This window comes from Nitrosospira briensis, assembly GCF_900115125.1.
Lineage (GTDB): Bacteria > Pseudomonadota > Gammaproteobacteria > Burkholderiales > Nitrosomonadaceae > Nitrosospira > Nitrosospira briensis_A.
Window position 1 is genome coordinate 698386 of sequence record NZ_FOVJ01000001.1, and the last position, 18073, is coordinate 716458.

Below are 18073 nucleotides of genomic sequence, written 5' to 3' on the forward strand. Positions count from 1 at the left end.
CCTAGTCCTGTCCCATAGCGTTGGCGGCAGGACTTCCGCTCAATGCCGCCTTGAGGTTGCTTTCCGCGTCGATCAGGAAATTGGCTTTAACCACAACCCTCTCCCCGGCCTTCAGTCCGTCTGTCACTTCCGCGTATTCATCAGCACGGACGCCGATTTTTACCAATCTCGGCTCAAACCGGCCCTCGCCTAGATCCACCAGTACCAACTGCCGGGTGCCGGTGTCGAGCACCGCCGAATCGGGCACCGCGAGCACCTTGTCCTTGCTCGAAGACGAAGCGAACTCTACTCTTCCATACATGGCGGGCTTGAGTAGTGCCTGCATGTTGGGCAGTTCGATGCGCACCCTGGCGGTCCGCGTCTCGGGGTTCAACGTGGGGTAGATGAAGGTCACGTTGCCGTTGAATACCGTGTCCGGATACGAATCAATTTTGATGGTGGCCGCCTGCCCGCGGCGCACCAAGGCAAGGTCCTGCTCAAACACGTCTGCCACCATCCAGATATTGGAAAGGTCGGCGATCTGATACAGCATCTCTCCAGGCATGAAGCGCTGTCCTTGAATGGCAACCTTGGCCATCACAACTCCGCTTGCCGGGGAACGGAATGTGACGTACTGTTTGGGCCGGCCTTCTTGCTGGAGTGCCTGCAGGTCAATCTCCGATATGTCCCAATTGCGGAGCTTCTGCAAGGCACTCGCCGCCAGGCGTTCCATGCGTTCCCGAGCCTCAAGGCCACCGCTCTCGACGCTCTGCATTCCTTTCCTTGCGATAAGATATTCATGTTGCGCCGCGATCAGTTCGGGGCTATACACATCCATCAACGCATCGCCTTTTTTTACCGGCTGACCCGTAGTGTTGACGTAGAGACGCTGGATCCAGCCCTCGAATTTTGGCGCCACTGCATGCAAGCGGCGCTCATCCACCTGCACCGTGGATACTGCGCGAACCGTGCGGACGAGTTCACGATGCCCGACCACCTCGGTTCTCACCCCCAGCTTTTGTATTTTCTCTGCGCTGATTTTTACTATGGAACTGCCGGCTCCAGGTTCTTCGCCTTCATAAACCGGGAGATAGTCCATCCCCATGGAGTCTTTCTTCGGCACCGGGGAGGTGTCCGGCATGCCCATCGGATTGCGGTAATAGAGAATCTTCCCCTTGGTATCCCCTTTAGCCGAAACGGCGTCAGACGATTCAACAGCAGAGGTGGAAGATCGGGCGCCCCACCAATAACCCAAAGCAAGGACGATTGCGGCAAGGACGATTAAAGCCGTCAATCTGGAGACGTGTTTCACATGGACTCCGCGGAGGTCGGCAGGGAACCAGCCTTTCTCGCCGGTGATTTACCGATAAGCAGATCGATTTCCGCGAGAGCCTTGTTGTAGGCGGCTATGGCCGTCACAAGGCTGATTTCGTAATTGAATACTGTCATCCGGTTATCGAGCAGCGTCATGAAGTCGAGCCGATTGACACGGTAGGCTGCCTGGGCGGACTCAACAGTGAGGCGGGCTTGGGGGAGGATCGCGGTTTGGTATAGCCGGATCGATTTCAGGCTCTGCTCGGCCATGGCGACCTGCTGGCGCAGTCTGGCAATGACCTCATTGCGTTGTGCCTGATAAAGGTTCAAAGCCTGATTGCGCATCGCCAGGGACTCTGCTTCGCGCGGTCCGAGTTTGCTGCCGTGCCATACCGGCAGATTGATTGCTACCGTCAGGCTCACCATGTCCGGACGCCGGCTGTTGTCCAGCATGTTGTCGCGCTGGCCATAGGACATGCGCACATCGAAGTCGGGATAGTAATTTTTGCGGGCCAGCTCCAGCGCTTTCTCGTTTCGCGCAGCGAGACTTTGCAGCGCAAGCAACTGCGGGCGCTGCGTCAGCGCGTTCTCGCGCAACGATTCCAGATTCAGGCTTTCTTCCTGCAATTGCGGGGGTGTTGGAATCGGCGCAGCAATCGCTTCTTCATTGCGTCCAAGGGCGCGAATGAGTTCGGCTTCGATTGCCGGCCGTTCCCGCGCGAGCTGGAGTAGTTCGTCCATCATCCTGGATACTTGCGTTTGCGCTTTCAGTACGTCGGCCTGATTTCCACGCCCTACCTCATAGTGATCCTCGGCGATGTGGAGGAATTCTTCCAGAACCAGCTTGTTTTTCTCCACCAGCCGGGCCATTTCGAGCGTGAGGCCCAGATCGAAATAAGCGCTTTTAATGTCGCGCACGACGCGGTTCACGGTCTCCTCGTAACCGTAATCGATGGCCTCCGCATCTTTTGCCGCGACATCCTTGCGGAGCGCGCGTTTACCGGGAAAGGGCAGGCGCTGGGACAGACCAATCATTTTCATGGTCATGTCATCGCGGTTGAAAGGCTGCGAGGCGAGTGGAGCATTGATTACGCCTGCCTCCAGAACCGGATCGTCAAGCGCTTCCGCAGGTGAAATCCTCTGGCGCGCGGCCTCGCGTTCCTGCAGCGCAGCTTGAATTTCCGGATTGTTCTCCAACGCTTCCGCTACCAGTACAGTCAATGGAACGGGAACCTGAGCGGCGCTTTCCATGTCTGCGGTCGCGGGGGCGGCGGAAAATAGTTCAGGAGGATTTGACGTACGCACCTGCGGGGCCGCGCCGGCGGGAACCTGAGGTTTTGCATCTGCTGAAAATATACCCATCAAAAAAAATGTAAGGATAATCGTGCTTCGGATCATTCCAGCCATTCTCGCTTCCGTTGGTTGGGTGTTTTCAAATCCGGAGTTTCCGGATATGCGGCTTCGCAGAGGTTTTCCGGGGAAAAACTCCCCTGAGTCTGAGTATAGGCGACGAAAATCCGGATGGCAGCGCGCAAGGTTTCCTTTGACGTTCACCCAAAGTGTTATCGATAGCCAATCCGATGGCGGAGAGAGTGAGATAAGCATCCTGATCTCCTTGAAATTACTGGCGGCCTGTCGCTGATTTAGCAACATAACAGTTGGCATTGCGGTTAGCGCCCTGGCAACTGCTGAGCAACCTGACAAAAAAAGGGAAGATTACGAATGCAACCGGCGGATTTCGCCTGCTGCGAACTCAGGCGAGGGGAGGACGCTGCGGTTGATGAGGAAAGGATGAAGTAAAGCGGCAGTCGGACGAGATAGCGTAAGAGTGTCCACCGGCGAGATTCAGCAATGAAGCCGAGGGAGGGAGCGCATTGCCGCTTATGTGGCAGACAACCCCATCACAGGACAGGCTGAAGTTCGCCTCATTGAGGGTGCCATCGTTATCAACCGGCGGTTCGTGCCCGGCACCGTCATGCTGGGTGCAGGCAGCCGAAGGTATTATGACTGAAGGAATCTGAGTGCCTGGACCTGCTGCTGCCACGTTTTTGGCCTGGGCGCATAGCGGCATGATAGCCGCAAGCACGCCTTGCAGTGGCAGCCCCAGCATGATTAGAACCAATCCGAATGTGCGTATACGCAACATGATGTTTCCAGTATGCGCATTTCTCCTGTGCCGGGCAAGTCTTATGTGTAGTACGTCTCCAATCGGTATAAGATAAAAGCGTATGCCGGTAGAGATGGCGTGAAGTACACTGCTCAAATCCATTAATAAATATCAGCCATGAGAAAAAAAGACCATAAGAAAGAGATACGGGAAACCGGCAGGCGGGTGCCTCAACTGTCAAAAGAAGTCTATGAGGGAACGCTTTATAAACTGCAGATCGAACTTGTCAAACTGCAGCGGCACCTCATCAAATTCGATGACAGGATTCTGATAATCTTCGAGGGTCGGGATGCGGCGGGAAAGGATGGAACGATCAAACGCATCACCCAGCACCTGAGTCCGCGGGAAACGCGTGTAATAGCGCTGGGCAAGCCATCGGACCGGGACCGCAGCTCCTGGTATTTCCAGCGTTACGTTCAATATCTACCCGCCGCACAGGAACTTGTGCTGTTCAACCGCAGTTGGTACAACCGTGCGGGAGTGGAGCATGTCATGCGCTTCTGCACTGCTGACGAGTATGATGAGTTCATGAGCTCGGTGGTGGAATTCGAGCATATGCTGATACGTTCCGGCATCAAACTCCTGAAGTATTACCTCGACATCAGTAAACCGGAACAGGAAAAACGCCTGAATGAGCGCAAGAAAGACCCGCTTGCGCAATGGAAAGTCAGCGCGCTTGATGAGCATGCGTTGAAGAAATGGGATGAATATACTTTGGCGCGAGACAAGATGCTGGTTCACACCCACAACCTCATTACACCTTGGATAATTGTGCATGCCGATGACAAACAGCTGGCGCGGATCAATCTCATCAAGAACATGCTCAGCCGCCTGGAATATGACGACAGGGACGAGCGGCTGATTCTGCCCGACCCGCGAATAGCCACGACGTTCGAAGCCTCCTTCATAGAGGAAGGTCTGCTGGCTTCATAACGGGGCGTCGGTTTCACCCCGCCTCAACCCATGGGCACGCAGTTCCTACCCTGCGGGCGACGCATGCATCCCCGAATGTGGAGCGGCAACATCTTTCAGCCGGGAGGCCAGCGATACAGTAAAGGGACGCGTCCACCTCCCCGAGGATGCGTTGCCTCCGCCATAACACTTTGCCTTCCCGTACGTCAAGATGCCGCCGCATTCGTTCGCGCGATTTCCGTGATCGTCCTTCTTCGCTGTCGACCTCGTATAATCCACGCACATTAAACCGGAACCAGCTACGGAAACGTTAACCCTGCGATTTGCTGCCCGGCTGCAGCATTCGCCTTCCTGGCGGTTCAGCCTCGGGCAGGTATTCTTTCCTGTCGCATACCATATGCGCCATAAGCCGGATGAACTGTGAATGCAATAAAAAGCTGCCGCTTGTCTACCGCCGGCTTACCTCCTGCTCTTTCGCTCTTATTCATTGAGACACTTTACACATAAGAAAGTTGACAAAGTTGAGTTAAAATTGGTAATCTACACCTGATGGGCGATAATCCAGCGGTGTATTTGGCCAATGAATTAGCCCATGTGAGCCGCAGTTACAGCAGGTGTCGCATGAAAACACAGAGGCTTCTGGCAATCGCATCGATGGGGTCAATGCTGGGTTTGATGACTTCATGCGCACCAATGAGCCCGTATCAAACAATCGATAGTCCCGCACTGCGTAAAACGGTTCAGAATGCCAGAACACGTAGTGATCACGACGTCTTGGCCAGCTATTTTGAAAACCTGGCTAAAGAGATGGGAGAAAGGGCAGAGGAGCAGAAAAAACTGCTTCAGCATTATCAGGAAAAAAGCTATCTGTATGGCCGCCGAGCACAGGATCAGCAATCCCATACATGGGCTTTGATGGTCAGGTACGAGCAGGCCGCAAAGACAAGCCTGAGCAAGGCGGCTTTACATCGTGAGATTGCGGCCAAACTTGAACAGGAAGGTAATACCGATTCCGGCCATAAGACAGCTGAAGCCCATGCCGGCGCGCGTTCCAAAAATAACTGAAAAACCGGAATAACAACCGGAATGCCGAGGTAACTATAGCGAAGTAACTTATTTTTATTATATTCCTAGACCCGCGACAAGCGAGGGCCCGGTGGCAGAGATCGAGTGACAGCCCACCGGCGGATGCCCTTCATTGATGATATGAAATCCGTTCGATTAATATTCAGGAAGGTATCGCTGCTGTTCGTGTCGAAAAAGCGGCTTCCGCTGACCGTTCTTGTTATCTGTACGATAATCAGCATCGCTGCGTTGAACGGACTGGCACGAAACATCATTCAAAAAAGGGATGTTTTCAGCGATCCGCTGTGTAATCGTGTTTGGCAAAAAACGCATCAGATCGGGCATCATGCGCCCCCTCGCAAGGCCGGTAACAAGAAAATCCAGAACGGTTAGAGGTAGCGCGTGCCGCCCCCCTCCTTTCAGCGAGAATTTCAGGAATCGGCTATTCGTTTCGGCGAGACGCTGTGCCCCGAGCCCGGCTATTCCCTAAGGAACGGGGATATTGTCTTGCCTCCCGGCAGCATGAGCAGCCAGGTAGAGTCCACGAATCAACGTCACAGTTTGAGCTTTTTACCGGTGCCTTATTCGAGGCACTGCGTTATCATGGAGGAAGTCATCCCGGCTTCCTCCATGCCTGATATCGATTTCTTTTTTTCCGCTGCCGGTCCTCTTGCCGGCGCCGTGCCCGGTTACAGTGTTCGCTCGCAGCAGTTGGAAATGGCGCAGGCCATCGCGGAAACCATTATTGCGAACTCCGTTCTTGTTGCGGAAGCGGGCACCGGTACAGGCAAGACCTTTGCCTATCTCGTTCCCGCGTTGCTGGCTGGCGGAAAGGTGATCATTTCCACGGGCACCAAAACCCTGCAGGATCAGCTTTTCAACCGCGACATTCCTACGGTGCGAACAGCACTGAAGGCGCCAGCCACTGTGGCGTTATTAAAGGGAAGAGCCAATTACGTCTGCCACTATCATCTCGAGCGAACGGTGCAGGATGGTCGCCCCAACCTTGCCAGCCGTGAAGAGGTGAAGTATCTGAAGCTGATCGAGCGCTATGCGAATGTCAGCAAAAGCGGCGATAAAAGCGGCTTGAGCGAAGTCCCGGAAAATGCCGGGGTCTGGCAGCACGTGACTTCCACTCGCGACAACTGTCTTGGCTCCGAGTGTCCCCATTACAAGAATTGTTTTGTGATGGAGGCCCGTAAACAGGCGCTTTCAGCGGATGTGGTGGTGGTCAATCATCATTTATTCTTTGCGGACGTCATGCTGCGGGATGAAGGACTGGCCGAACTGCTCCCCGCCTGCAACACGGTTGTATTCGACGAGGCTCACCAATTGCCTGAAACCGCCAGCCTGTTTTTTGGGGAGTCCGTCAGCACCAGCCAGTTGCTGGAGCTTGCGCGGGATGCCGAAGTCGAAGCGCTGCGGGGAGCGAAGGATTTTACCCCCCTGCCCCAGGCTATTATGGAGATGGAAAAGGCGGCGCGCGATTTCCGTCTTACCGTCGAAGGCGAGAATAGCCGCATGCCGCTGGCTGCGATAATGAAAAACGCGAAATTCGGCGTTGGACTGGATGAATTGCTAAAAAAGCTGGGCGCTCTGGTTGAGTTGCTGGAGAGCCAGGCGGAACGTTCGGAGGGATTGGAAAACTGCTGGCAACGAGCGCGTGAAATCGCCGCCAGCATGAAACGCTGGCGTGACCAGGCGGAAACCGAAGGATTCGTGCGATGGGTAGAAGTGTTCAGCCAGGCGTTGCAACTTAATGCTACTCCGCTTTCCATTGCGGAAATATTCAACAAGCAGTTGAGCGCCTCTCCACGCGCATGGATATTCACCTCCGCAACCCTGTCGGTAAAAGGCGATTTTTCCCATTACAACAGTGAAATGGGCTTGAGCATCGATCCGAATGCAGCCCGATCGGCCTGCTGGGACAGTCCTTTTGACTTCCCCAACCAGGCACTGCTGTACGTCCCGGCATGCTTGCCGGAACCCAACAATCTCAAATATACGGAAGAAGTGGTAAAAGCAGCGCTGCCGGTACTGAAGGCTAGCGGCGGACGGGCTTTTTTCCTGTGCACCAGCCTTCGGGCCATGCAGCGGGTGCATGAATTGCTGCTGGAGGCATTCAAACGGGAACAACTCGACTATCCTGTTTTGCTGCAAGGCCAGGGCTCGCGCTCCCACATGCTGGAGCGTTTTCGAAAAATGGGCAACGCCGTGCTCATCGGCAGCCAGTCCTTCTGGGAGGGGGTGGACGTGCGCGGTGCAGCGCTGTCGGTAGTTATCATTGACAAGCTGCCCTTTGCTCCGCCCGACGACCCGGTACTTGCGGCGCGGATCGACAAAATCAACAAGGAAGGACGCAATGCTTTCATGGAGTACCAACTGCCGCGCGCGGTGATCAACCTGAAACAGGGAGCCGGGAGACTGATCCGGGACGAGACGGATCGCGGCGTGTTGATGATCTGCGACTCGCGCCTTGTCACCAAACCATACGGGAGAAAGATCTGGCAAAGCCTGCCGCCCATGAAACGCACACGTGAGCTAGTGGAAGTGGAGGAATTTTTTGCCAGGATCGACGAATTCGTCTGACGGACAAAGACGGGCTGGATTCTCAGCCTTTTGATTTGTAGTAACCGGTATTTGATCCGTAGCAGTGTCAAGCGCCAGTAGCCGGATGCATTAGAAGGCCGCGATCGCAACAGCAAGAGCGCGTCCGTAGTCGGCCCCTTGTTTTTGTCCCCCGTTTATTCCGTTTTCTTTTTATTGCAGGTATTTTTTTAATCCGCCTATTTTGATAATCTTTTTAACCATTGGAGCCCGACAAGAAAGGACATTCATATTTTCCGCATTTATACAGTCAAATAAATTCGCCGGCGGTAACTATAATTGTATCTATCCAGCGTTCCGCTGGAATAAAGCCGGGGCTGAGCAAGTGACAAGCTTTTGCATGAATTCGATTCTCAAGGTGAAATTAAACGTTGAGGTGGAAACCAAAGGAGGCATCCAATGGAAAATGCAGGCGAGACACAAAAAAGAACGGCGCTCGCGTCGGTACGAAACCTGGTGGCTACACCGATGGCTGGCGCGGTCACGATTCTATACGTCATTTGGCAATTGGTAGTGGAGCAGCAACTTTTCCTGCGCACATTTCTTGTAGAGCGAATGGGCAAACGCGGTGTGCCGGTACTGCCCTTGGGCTATTGGAATGTGTTGGCACTGAAGACCATCATGTTGTGTCAACACCTGTCGAATAACCCTGACCTTTTGCGGGATGTCCGCCGCCGGACTGAGCAACGGGTACTACGGCGATTGCAAAGCCGAGGCGTATCGCGCCGCCAGGTTCTGGCAATTTCAGAGTATAAGAGCGGCGAGATCGAGCCGCACCGGTTTTATCATGAGCATGTCAAGCGGTCCGTTCCATGCGTGCTGCGCGGATTTGTAGAAAATGCACCTGCGGACTGGACACTCGCAAGACTCGCGGGAAGATTTCCAGAGACAGTGGTTCAGGCTCTGGACAAGGGCACCAAGAAAATGGTCAATACGACTTTGCGCCAGATCGCGGAAGATCGCCGAAGCAATTTAATCCCGCAACAATTGCTGCTCGACCAAAACCCGGGTTTTTACGAGTATTTTAATATCCCACGGTCGCATCAATATTTTCCAGTCATGGGCCGGCCGTCGAAACCTGTTCTGAGTTTTTTGATTCTCGGCTTGGGAGCGGGATTGAACGCCAACTACCACTGTGAGGAAGGACCAAACTGGTATCTGGCCGTGTCAGGATCCAAACGCTGGACATTGATTGAATCGGAATATTCATGGTTGTTGTACCCGGCAGCACGGGGGAATGGGATGCGACGATTTGCCGAATTCAGCGCCGATGAGCATGGCGAACCGAGTGACCGTGATGCTTATGCACTTATGGAATATGCGCCACGCTATGAGTTCGACCTGCACCCGGGAGACGTTTTATTTTTCCCGGCTTGGATGTGGCACAAGACAATCAACCTCCACGAGGAAGGTCTGGGAATCACCTGCCGTTATACCGCGCCGACGCAGATCTCGAACAGGTATTTCCGCGGCCTGCAACTACTCTCGGCTGGCTTCTGGAAAAGCTGCGTTGAAGTCATCGGCTGCAGCATACGCGGCAATATTAGCGATCTGGCGGCGGACACCGAGCACAACGAGCAGGAAACCGCGCTTTATTGAAAGAACCGCCTAATGGAAGGGCGCCAGATGTTCAGTTCGAATCCATCGTCACTGTGCATCCCTGCGCCTGTTATTCGGGCCAAGTCTTGCACTGGGTTCAGACTCGCTCTCGAAATAAGCCGCGGCATCAAGAATGGGCCGGGGCCCGGCACCTTGCCGGGCCGCTATTTGCGCGGTCTCTTTATAGCCCTTTGCCAGCCATTTTGCCTGGGCGGGGAACAATGGTTCCTGCGCCTTTAGCTTCAGGTCATTCGCCTTTCGTATCTTTTTTCTGTACTCATCATTGGGCGGTTGGCCGGCCTCGGCAGCCTTTCCCCGTGCTTCGTGTACCGGTTGCGTCAAACCCCGGTCGACTGTGTATCCGGTGGAATTCGTATCCACGGTAATTTCACGGATAAGCTGCCCGCCGTACAGCTCTCCTCCAGAGAGACCCGTGGCACGAAGATAAGGGATGGCTTTGCTTGCGGACAGGGTGACCTCGTTAGTCGTGCGATTCCATGTCGCCTGAATGGCGGCGGATCTGGCCTTAAGGCTTTCTGCGGTGAGGTCGCCGATCAGATAATAGGGAAAATTCTTGACTGGTAGCGTGGACAGCCGCTCGTATTCTGTGAAGACTGCATTGAGCCAGTCGAATTCGAGTGTATTACCGCTCTCATTGTATCTGGCCAGGTTCGCCTGATGGAAAAAATGAGGCCACTTATTAAAGGTGAGCATATGCCGCAATGCGATATCGGCTTCAACCATGAGAATTTCGGCATAGCTCCGGGGAGAGCAGGTGGCGCCGGGTATTTCACATGGATTTTGCCCGGCATTAACGAATCTGTCATGGTAAATATAGTTGTACTCGTCTTCCAACTGGGGCGGATTCGTCACGTTATAGAAGATATTCGTTGGCCAGCGTGGCAGTATAAGTCGATCCGTTCGGCTGCCATCCTCATACTGAGCAATATACTGCTCGGCGTTCTCTGCACGCTGCGATGAGTCGGCGGCAAGATAGTCCACGTTGACGCTGGCGGCGGCTTTCAGGAATAGCGGATTGGCGCCACCTTTATCGAGTGCTATGTCGTCAGCCTGAACATCGAACATATGCGCGTGCAAGGCAGGGTCATTCGTGCATTTGCGATCTCTCAGGCCAGAGTGGCCTCCGCTTATGAGCACCCGGTCATTTTGATTTCTTTCAGGAAGATCCAGAAGCTCCCAGACCGTCCGGTTCTTGATAATTTCCGCACGGATTGCCTGAATGTTGGTAAAAGTCGCGTAATCGCAAGGGGCACCAGCGGGGACCGGTGCCTTGTCCAGATCCGCGTGAGCGAAGGTGTGGTTGATAAAGCGGAAATGGGTTTTGTTGGCCACGACTGCCGCCACCAGGTCCTCAGTCAAATTTGCGGTCAGCGGCTCCGCTTCGGGATCGACAACCGCCCCGGAACCATTGAATGCAAAATCCAGCTTGAAATTATCGGCTGCGGGGTGCGCGGCACGAAGGGCGATCTGTTTGCTCACTGCATTGTTGATATCAAGGCTGTTCAAGCGATAGGTGCGGGTCGGGCTATCCTTCTTGAGAACGGGATCCCACAGAGTGTTACGCCGAAACAAGTCGTCCACATGGGCGGCCATATGAATAAAGCGCGAACCAACGAATAGCCCCTGCGTGGCCCAGTTGACGAATTCGTAGGCCAGGACCTCTGAATGGACCAGGAATCGCGCATTTGTGATCGTGGAGATCAAGACCTCGCGCACCGGCGTGATTCGCCCAGGCATCATGTATCGCACGATGGATACCAGTGCTTCCCCGTTCCCGGTTTCGAGAACCGGTTCAGCATACGGTACAGAACCGTCCCGCAAGCCATTACCGTCATTTCGGGGATTGGACGCAAAGGCAAAATAGGTAATTGGAAATGGGTTATCCTTATTCACATACTCGAAGATTTCCTTGCTGTACGCGGCAGGTACAGTCCACCTCGCATCATAGTCGCTTCCGCTCGTCGAATAGACGAGGCCATAATCCAGGTAAACCCCATGAGGCGGCTTCGGATCCGAATATGTGGCTGGCCACCCTGACAGTACGGCTTCGCGGACCCCGAAGTTTTTCTCGTAGTCGTGCAGCAGGTCCCATTCCGACGGCGTGAAGTTGGGGACCAGGTCGGCATCGGTGAGGATGATGCCGTTGTAGTTGCCCACACAACCTGGATCTTCGGCTTTGCAGATGGCTCCGGCCGGAGAAGAGGCGAGTGTTGCCAGCGTCAAATCCTGTTTCTGGGCATTCAACACATCATATGGCACGCCCATTTCGTCAAGGACGGGCTTGATATAAGCGAATCCCAAATCTTCCGCTATCTCGCCTGTCGTGATGAGCAATATTCTCAGTTTGACGGCATTATCAGCTGACGCGGTCGGCGCCACGGCAACTAAAGCGACGAACAGTGCAGCCGAAGCCAGCAGTACGCGTTTTATGCCCAGTTTCCGCTTCATTAATAAACTCCTTACCGCAAACAAAACAAAAAGGATTATCAAATCCCTGGTTTTTGCCTACCCCACCAGCCCGAAGAAAAGTCAATATTGACGCGATGATCAGAAAAGATTAGACCGGACGTGCCACATTTAAAGTTCCATATATAGCTCTCGCGGCCAGCGTTGCAGGTGATTTTCGGGCTATCTTCCTTCCACTGCGCCTCCAGAGTCAAATTCTTGCGAGCGGCAGACGAGTCCTTCACTGATCTCGAAATTCATACACGGGGCAGTGAAGGACCATTTCCGTTCCGCACGTGCCAGGCAATTCCCGGAGAATTTGGTCAGCTTTCCAATGTAACCCATCGTACAGATTCAGCTAAGGAAAAATTAGAAACTCGGAGGCGACCGTTATCTCCATTAGCTCATTCAGTTTTTTACTCTTGCGCTTTCTGTTGTCGAACCGCTGTTGTCCGTTCGGGCTCAAACAGAAATGACGCGCAGGAGCCGCCCTTTTCTGAACGGAACCGATCACCTGGCATACCTATGACCGCTTCACGATCATTTACTCAAAATCGCTTCCTGCAAACCGTGCTGGCAGCTTATGTGCTGGTTTGGATCGGTACGGCGATCGATCCGACGGACTGGCTGACCTGGGTTCTTGAGAATATTCTCGTCGTCGTCCTCGCCATTATCCTCATGGCGACTTACCGGCGGTTTGCTTTCTCAAATAGCTCTTATCTGCTGATCGCGCTTTTCCTCAGCCTGCATGCGGTCGGCACGAACACAGGTTATGCCCAGACTCCTATCGGCTTTTGGCTCAAGGAGGTGTTCGGACTCAGCAGGAATCCGTATGATAGGGTCATACATTGCGGATTCGGTTTGCTATTGGCCTATCCGTTTCATGAACTTCTGGTCCGCACGGCAAATCTTCGCGGCCCGGCAATACACTGGTTGCCGGTCAGTCTGATCCTGGCGGCGAGTGTCGGTTTTGAAGTTCTGGAGTCGTTCGTGGCGGAGATCGTCAGTCCTGGCGCCGGTCCGGCATGGCTTGGCGCGCAGGGCGATGAATGGGATATGCAACTAGACCTGGCCTCAGCAACCCTTGGAGCGACGGCGGCAATGATTTTTACGTATTGGCAAGAGAGTGCCGCGGCTAACAGAGCCATGCCTCCATGAGCGAAAAGCCATTCCGGGAGCGCAGGCTGCTCCACGTCCTTTCCGTTTGTTATGCGATCGTGTGGATTACTGCTGCACTCGATCCCGTAAAACGCAGCGACTGGCTACTCGAAAATCTCCTGGTTTTTGTCTTTGTGCCTGGGCTCATTTTCGCCTATCGCCGGCTACCGCTTTCGGATGTTTCGTACATCCTCATTTTTATCTTTCTCGTCATGCATGCCGCAGGCGCCCACTATACATACGCGGAAGTGCCGCTGGGCTACTGGCTCAAAGACATGTTTCAACTGCAGCGAAATCATTTCGACAGGATCGTGCATTTCTCGTTCGGCATCATGGCGTATCCGATTCAGGAAGTGCTGATGCGCGCGATGCGGGCACGCGGGTTTTGGGTGTGGCTCCTTCCGGTTGCGATAACCGTATCGTTCAGCGGTTTTTTCGAAATCATCGAAGCGGTCATCGCAATGCTTGTCAATCCCGAACTCGGGGCGGCTTACCTCGGACTCCAAGGGGATGTTTGGGACGCGCAGAAAGACATGGGGCTTGCGGTGCTCGGGGCAGTTTTGACGGTAAGCGCGAGTGCGTTCACCCCTGGAAACCGGAAAGCACCGCCTTGATGATGAGCGGATGGGATGCGGTGCAAAGCCGGCAGCTCAGCTTGTTCAAGAGCGGTCGCGTAGTTCTGTCACGCCCTTCTGTCCCGCACAATGATTACAGCAGAACATTACTCCGTTTTTCTCCAGACCATGGCCTATGATTCGCACACGGCAGTGTGCACAGCTCGGCGCAAGTTTGTTGATCGCGCATTCGAAGCTATCGAAAGTATAGGTTTGGTTTGAAGCGATCACCTGGAATGACTTGTCGTAGTCGTTCCCGCATCCATCACATTTTGGCATGAATTTCTCCTCCGTCAGTTGTCGAGAACGAGCCTGCTCCAAATACATTAACCGCTGGAGCTCTCCATTCGCGTGTGGAATTTGACCGGATCCATGGGACGCATAACTACATACAAATACTTCTTATCCCCAGGACGTTCGGTACGCTATCGCACAGAGAGGCCATATTTTCTTCCTGTTACAGGGCATGACCGGCTGCGACTTTCTACCGGCGCTTCTACTCGCTTATAGCTTCTGGTTGATACGCCAGCTTCGAAGCTGCGACCCGCAACTTCTTACGCCCTTGGGGACCAGCATCAGCCTTGGACCCCAGAGCCGCGGCGGGAACGAAAATAATAGCTCGAATGGCTCATCAGGGCTTGAATATTTGCATCTTTCCTATAGGCTGAGCAGTACGTGAGGAATAAGGTGATAAGCACTAACAAGTGCTATGCCGTACTCACGCACGCTTGGATTATTCCCGTAGTTTTTCAGGAGATATAAAAATGAAAATAATTAAAGCCTGTATTCTTGCTATCGGATTTGTTACTGGAACCGCAAACGCTGCTGATTTTTCTTTTACCGGAGAATTTAAAGACGTCGATGAGGTACAGGAGTTCAACTTCACGGTATTGGGAGCAGCATCTGATGTGATGCTGCGTACCTGGTCTTATGCAGGAGGCACCAATGCCGCGGGAATGGATATTGCCAGAGGTGGGTTTGATCCGGTTGTAACGCTCTTCAATGCATCCACAGGAGACGGGATTGATGAGAGCGATGACGGCAGTCCGGTCGCTGATTCAGTTACTGGCCTAAGATACGACTCTTTCCTGATGACCAATCTCGCGGCTGGAGCTTACACGGCTACTGTCACGCAATATAGCAGCTTTGCCAATGGCCCTTCATTGGCAGATGGCTTCATGGGCAGCGGTAACACAAGCTTTGGTTCCCGCGATCCACATTGGGCTCTGGATATTTTGAATGTCAACACTGCCTCGATTGGCGCTTCGTATATTTCGCACACCGCTCCTATTCCAGAACCCGAGTCTTATGCCCTGCTACTCGCAGGACTTGGCCTCGTCGCCTTCATGGCCCGGCGGCGGTTGCATGAAGAGCAACTATCGTAAACACGCAGTGATGAGCCACGCCGATAAATCTCCGAGGCTTTAATTGGCGTGGCTTCGGTTGATGGTGTTTCAGCGCAGAGGGAAATGAGCTGTGCTGATGGCCTGCTCCCTCATTACATCCTCTATATGTTATCTCGTTCCGAGGAAAAATATCCTGTTCCCTTTCATTAAAGCCTCGGTAATGAGTAACCGAAACATCAGACGGGATCAGCCAGGAAATACCAGCGGGTTCGGCAGCAAAAACAGTTAATGCATTTAGGCTTTGCGTGTGTCACCGTACAGAAGGACTCCTCCACAGCATCTACACTGTTTATTCAAAAACCGACTTGGAGATGACTATCATGAACTATTTGAAACCTGTTCTCACCGCAGCAATGCTGACATTTGCGCTTGCCGCGTGTGAATCAAAGCAAGAAGACAAACGGGAAGAAGCATTGGAACAGAAAGCCGACAAGATGGAAGATAGAGCCGATGCGGTACGCGAGCAAGGCGAAGCAACAGCTGACCGGATTGAAAAACAGGACCCCGGCATAGATAGCCACACAACCGACCGCACTGCGGACGCCGCACGTGAAACGGCTGAGAAGCGTGCCGATCAGCTCGAAGATAAGGCGGATCTTGAGCGTGAAAAAAAGTAACGGTTGAACAGGCTGGCGATCATCCAGCAGCAAGGGCAAGTGGCTCAGGCATAAGCTGGCGAGGAAGATACGTGCGCGGCTAGTAACTCCGCTCAATCCGTTCAGGGGAAACCGAAAAATTATTCAGACTCGGGGTCGGCGCCGTCCTGCTTTTTGTACAGTTCGGCGATCTTTTCCGCGAAACGTTTTTCCACTTCCGGGCGCTTCAGCTTCAATGTGGGCGTCAGGAGACCGTTTTCCACGGTCCACGGCTCGAGTGCGAGATGCACGGCACGAACCCGAGCGTATTTCGGAAAACTTCGAAGTGCGGTTTTGATCTTGTTCAGAACCGCGACTCGCACAGCTGATTGCGTTAGCGACCTCGGATCGCCGGCCTTCACGCCGAGGCCGGCCGCAATATTTTCCCACTCGTGCTGGTTCAGTACCAGCAGTGCCGCTAGATATGGCTTGCCCTCGCCTACTATCATCGCCTGTTCGAATAAGGGATCCTGAACAATAGCCATCTCCAGATCGCCGCGTGGGACTTTCTCGCCGGTTGAAGTGACAAGTATTTCCTTGAGCCGCCCGCAGATGAATACGTGATCTTCCGAGATGCGAGCCTGATCGCCGGTATGAAGCCAGCCTTCGGAATCAATCGCGGTCCGCGTTTCCTCCGGCTTGTTCCAGTAACCGAGCATGATGCCGGGACTGCGAGCCAAGAGTTCATCTTTATCACCAATGAGAATTTCAACCCCCGGCAATGCCATACCCGCCGACTCAGGGATATTATCGTCGAGGCGATTGGCTGTCAGTACAGGTGAGGCCTCGGTCAGGCCGTAGCCCTGCACTACCGGCAGCCCCAACCCGATGAAATATCTGGAAATGTCGCCATTGAGTGGTCCTCCCCCGCTTACTGCTAGCCGTAACCGGCCGCCGAAGTGAGCCAGAATCCGGTCCGCGACCAATGGCCGCAAAATCGGCTAGGTGAATTGATACCACCAGTGGCGCTGTGTCTGGCCCGTCCTCTTCTCCTGCCCATCCCCCTCCGCCTGCTGCTTCCCTCTGTGCCACGACTGCCGGTATTGCGTGCTGCTGAAGCGTTCCCAGCCAACCGCCGTTGTCCAGCCGAATAACAGTCCGGCGAGTTGTCCTTTCTCCTCCACTTGCTGGCGTATCTTGATACGGATACCTGCAAAAACTTGCGGCACCCCGACAAGTATGCTGGGACGTACCGCCTTCATATCCTCAGCCAGATCCTTGAGAGAACGGGCGTGCGCTACGCTGCTGCCAGCCATGATAGGCACATAGTAGCCGACAGTGCGCTCGAACATGTGGGAGAGCGGCAGTAACGAAAGATACAAGTCTTCGCGATAGCCCGGTATGGCCTTGAGCACTGCCTCGGCATTCCACAGGATATTATGGTGGGAGAGCATGACCCCTTTGGGTTTGCCAGTGGTACCGGAAGTATAGGCGAGTGTTGCGATCGTCCGAGGATCAGCAAGGCGCGACTCACCAGGTTCAGTGGGCCGGATCCCGGCGTGAACATCGCTCTGGTCATCGGCCTGCTTTTCTGCAGGCTGATCTTTGGCACCCTGATCCGGTCTTTGGAGCCAGTCGTCCACGCCTTCCAGCACTATCTTGTTACCGGCAACCTCCGAAGGATGCTCAACACATATTACTTTCCGCAAATCAGCGAGATTGGAACACAGCTGGGCAAGCGTTTCCCATCGTCTTTGAGTCCCGACCAGGAGCAGCCGGGTCCCTGAATCAGCCAGGATATAAGCGATATTATCCTGTGCATCGGACGGATATAGCGGCACGACGACAAGCCCAAGCGCCAGCGCTGCCTGATCGAAACATACCCATTCCAGCGAATTGCGCAGCAGGATCGCCACCCGGTCACCAGGAGCAAAATTTTCCAGCGCCAGGGCTCGCCTCCAGCGCTCCGCCAGCACCCCCGTTTCCTGCCAGGTGTAGCTTCGCCATTTTTTGAGCTCGGCGTCAAACTCCCAATAGGCTGGGGAATCCGGAGTTCGCTCGATGCGCAAGGCAAACAGCCCTGCGAGCGTCTTCGCCTCCGCGGATGAAATGATGTCTGTATTTTGCGATCCCATGGGGTCAGCAGCTATTGATACCAGCATCAGCCACGCTCATCATGCTTCGCGTGAGCTTGCCGACACGGGTATGGGG

Annotated in this window: 16 protein-coding genes; 8 read left to right on the forward strand and 8 right to left on the reverse strand. The window is 54.1% G+C overall.

Translation table 11 applies throughout. The annotated features are described in order from the left end of the window. Position 1 precedes the first annotated feature (1 nt). The 3 genes from BMZ14_RS03135 to BMZ14_RS03145 all read right to left on the reverse strand — a co-directional run bounded on the left by BMZ14_RS03135 (position 2) and on the right by BMZ14_RS03145 (position 3439). A complete protein-coding gene (locus BMZ14_RS03135) occupies positions 2–1291 on the reverse strand; it encodes an efflux RND transporter periplasmic adaptor subunit (RefSeq protein WP_083396596.1) in 1290 nt (429 codons plus the stop codon). After that, positions 1288–2700 carry a TolC family protein gene (locus BMZ14_RS03140; RefSeq protein WP_256208346.1) on the reverse strand — a complete coding sequence of 471 codons (1413 nt, stop codon included), beginning with the start codon at positions 2698–2700 and terminating at the stop codon, positions 1288–1290. The genes BMZ14_RS03135 and BMZ14_RS03140 overlap by 4 nt, the downstream gene beginning before the upstream one ends. A 346-nt stretch (positions 2701–3046) precedes the next feature. Continuing rightward, positions 3047–3439, reverse strand: a complete 393-nt coding sequence (locus BMZ14_RS03145; RefSeq protein WP_074794528.1) for a hypothetical protein — start codon at positions 3437–3439, stop codon at positions 3047–3049. A gap of 138 nt (positions 3440–3577) precedes the next feature. Between BMZ14_RS03145 and ppk2 the strand changes: the two genes are divergently transcribed. After that, entirely contained in the window at positions 3578–4393 is an 816-nt protein-coding gene (ppk2, locus tag BMZ14_RS03150; protein ID WP_074794531.1) for a polyphosphate kinase 2, read from the forward strand. A gap of 600 nt (positions 4394–4993) precedes the next feature. Next, positions 4994–5437: a hypothetical protein gene (locus BMZ14_RS03155; protein WP_074795518.1), complete on the forward strand. Its 444-nt coding sequence runs from the start codon at positions 4994–4996 to the stop codon at positions 5435–5437. 156 nt (positions 5438–5593) lie between these two features. On the opposite strand, the gene BMZ14_RS14990 is transcribed toward BMZ14_RS03155, so the two are convergent. After that, on the reverse strand, positions 5594–5785 hold the full coding sequence (locus BMZ14_RS14990; RefSeq protein WP_177186894.1) for a hypothetical protein: 192 nt from the start codon (positions 5783–5785) through the stop codon (positions 5594–5596). Positions 5786–6067: 282 nt separating this feature from the next. On the opposite strand from BMZ14_RS14990, the gene BMZ14_RS03165 reads away from it, so the two are divergent. Continuing rightward, entirely contained in the window at positions 6068–8026 is a 1959-nt protein-coding gene (locus BMZ14_RS03165) for a DNA repair helicase YoaA (protein ID WP_074795520.1), read from the forward strand. A gap of 417 nt (positions 8027–8443) precedes the next feature. Next, positions 8444–9643 (forward strand): cupin-like domain-containing protein, encoded by a 1200-nt coding sequence (locus BMZ14_RS03170; RefSeq protein ID WP_074794540.1) that lies wholly within the window; start codon positions 8444–8446, stop codon positions 9641–9643. Between the two features lie 48 nt (positions 9644–9691). On the opposite strand, the gene BMZ14_RS03175 is transcribed toward BMZ14_RS03170, so the two are convergent. Further along, the gene (locus tag BMZ14_RS03175) at positions 9692–12112 is read right to left on the reverse strand and encodes an Agd3-related carbohydrate deacetylase (protein WP_256208347.1); all 2421 of its coding nucleotides are present in this window, start codon (positions 12110–12112) and stop codon (positions 9692–9694) included. Between the two features lie 522 nt (positions 12113–12634). On the opposite strand from BMZ14_RS03175, the gene BMZ14_RS03180 reads away from it, so the two are divergent. Continuing rightward, positions 12635–13267 (forward strand): DUF2238 domain-containing protein, encoded by a 633-nt coding sequence (locus tag BMZ14_RS03180; protein WP_083396597.1) that lies wholly within the window; start codon positions 12635–12637, stop codon positions 13265–13267. Beyond that, positions 13264–13881 carry a DUF2238 domain-containing protein gene (locus BMZ14_RS03185; protein WP_074794542.1) on the forward strand — a complete coding sequence of 206 codons (618 nt, stop codon included), beginning with the start codon at positions 13264–13266 and terminating at the stop codon, positions 13879–13881. The genes BMZ14_RS03180 and BMZ14_RS03185 overlap by 4 nt, the downstream gene beginning before the upstream one ends. Before the next feature lie 45 nt (positions 13882–13926). On the opposite strand, the gene BMZ14_RS03190 is transcribed toward BMZ14_RS03185, so the two are convergent. Continuing rightward, positions 13927–14160, reverse strand: a complete 234-nt coding sequence (locus tag BMZ14_RS03190; RefSeq protein ID WP_074795524.1) for a hypothetical protein — start codon at positions 14158–14160, stop codon at positions 13927–13929. A 485-nt stretch (positions 14161–14645) separates the two neighbouring features. Between BMZ14_RS03190 and BMZ14_RS15360 the strand changes: the two genes are divergently transcribed. After that, positions 14646–15266 (forward strand): DVUA0089 family protein, encoded by a 621-nt coding sequence (locus BMZ14_RS15360; RefSeq protein WP_177186895.1) that lies wholly within the window; start codon positions 14646–14648, stop codon positions 15264–15266. A 341-nt stretch (positions 15267–15607) separates the two neighbouring features. Beyond that, positions 15608–15904, forward strand: a complete 297-nt coding sequence (locus tag BMZ14_RS03200) for a hypothetical protein (protein WP_074794549.1) — start codon at positions 15608–15610, stop codon at positions 15902–15904. Positions 15905–16023: 119 nt separating this feature from the next. Here BMZ14_RS03200 and BMZ14_RS15230 read toward each other — a convergent pair whose 3' ends face one another. Together BMZ14_RS15230 and BMZ14_RS15235 are read right to left on the reverse strand one after the other, a co-directional pair. Next, positions 16024–16857 (reverse strand): AMP-binding protein, encoded by an 834-nt coding sequence (locus BMZ14_RS15230; RefSeq protein WP_218144961.1) that lies wholly within the window; start codon positions 16855–16857, stop codon positions 16024–16026. Between the two features lie 6 nt (positions 16858–16863). After that, positions 16864–18024: an AMP-binding protein gene (locus tag BMZ14_RS15235; protein ID WP_218144962.1), complete on the reverse strand. Its 1161-nt coding sequence runs from the start codon at positions 18022–18024 to the stop codon at positions 16864–16866. Positions 18025–18073: the final 49 nt, after the last annotated feature.

Bases quoted from the DNA above. Each gene is read 5' to 3' on its own strand.
- BMZ14_RS03140 (WP_256208346.1), bottom strand. From the start codon at position 2,700: ATGGCTGGAATGATCCGAAGCACGATTATCCTTACATTTTTTTTGATG.
- BMZ14_RS03145 (WP_074794528.1), bottom strand. From the start codon at position 3,439: ATGTTGCGTATACGCACATTCGGATTGGTTCTAATCATGCTGGGGCTG.
- ppk2 (WP_074794531.1), top strand. From the start codon at position 3,578: ATGAGAAAAAAAGACCATAAGAAAGAGATACGGGAAACCGGCAGGCGG.
- BMZ14_RS03155 (WP_074795518.1), top strand. From the start codon at position 4,994: ATGAAAACACAGAGGCTTCTGGCAATCGCATCGATGGGGTCAATGCTG.
- BMZ14_RS14990 (WP_177186894.1), bottom strand. From the start codon at position 5,785: ATGATGCCCGATCTGATGCGTTTTTTGCCAAACACGATTACACAGCGG.
- BMZ14_RS03165 (WP_074795520.1), top strand. From the start codon at position 6,068: ATGCCTGATATCGATTTCTTTTTTTCCGCTGCCGGTCCTCTTGCCGGC.
- BMZ14_RS03170 (WP_074794540.1), top strand. From the start codon at position 8,444: ATGGAAAATGCAGGCGAGACACAAAAAAGAACGGCGCTCGCGTCGGTA.
- BMZ14_RS03175 (WP_256208347.1), bottom strand. From the start codon at position 12,112: ATGAAGCGGAAACTGGGCATAAAACGCGTACTGCTGGCTTCGGCTGCA.
- BMZ14_RS03180 (WP_083396597.1), top strand. From the start codon at position 12,635: ATGACCGCTTCACGATCATTTACTCAAAATCGCTTCCTGCAAACCGTG.
- BMZ14_RS03185 (WP_074794542.1), top strand. From the start codon at position 13,264: ATGAGCGAAAAGCCATTCCGGGAGCGCAGGCTGCTCCACGTCCTTTCC.
- BMZ14_RS03190 (WP_074795524.1), bottom strand. From the start codon at position 14,160: ATGCCAAAATGTGATGGATGCGGGAACGACTACGACAAGTCATTCCAG.
- BMZ14_RS15360 (WP_177186895.1), top strand. From the start codon at position 14,646: ATGAAAATAATTAAAGCCTGTATTCTTGCTATCGGATTTGTTACTGGA.
- BMZ14_RS03200 (WP_074794549.1), top strand. From the start codon at position 15,608: ATGAACTATTTGAAACCTGTTCTCACCGCAGCAATGCTGACATTTGCG.
- BMZ14_RS15235 (WP_218144962.1), bottom strand. From the start codon at position 18,024: ATGCTGGTATCAATAGCTGCTGACCCCATGGGATCGCAAAATACAGAC.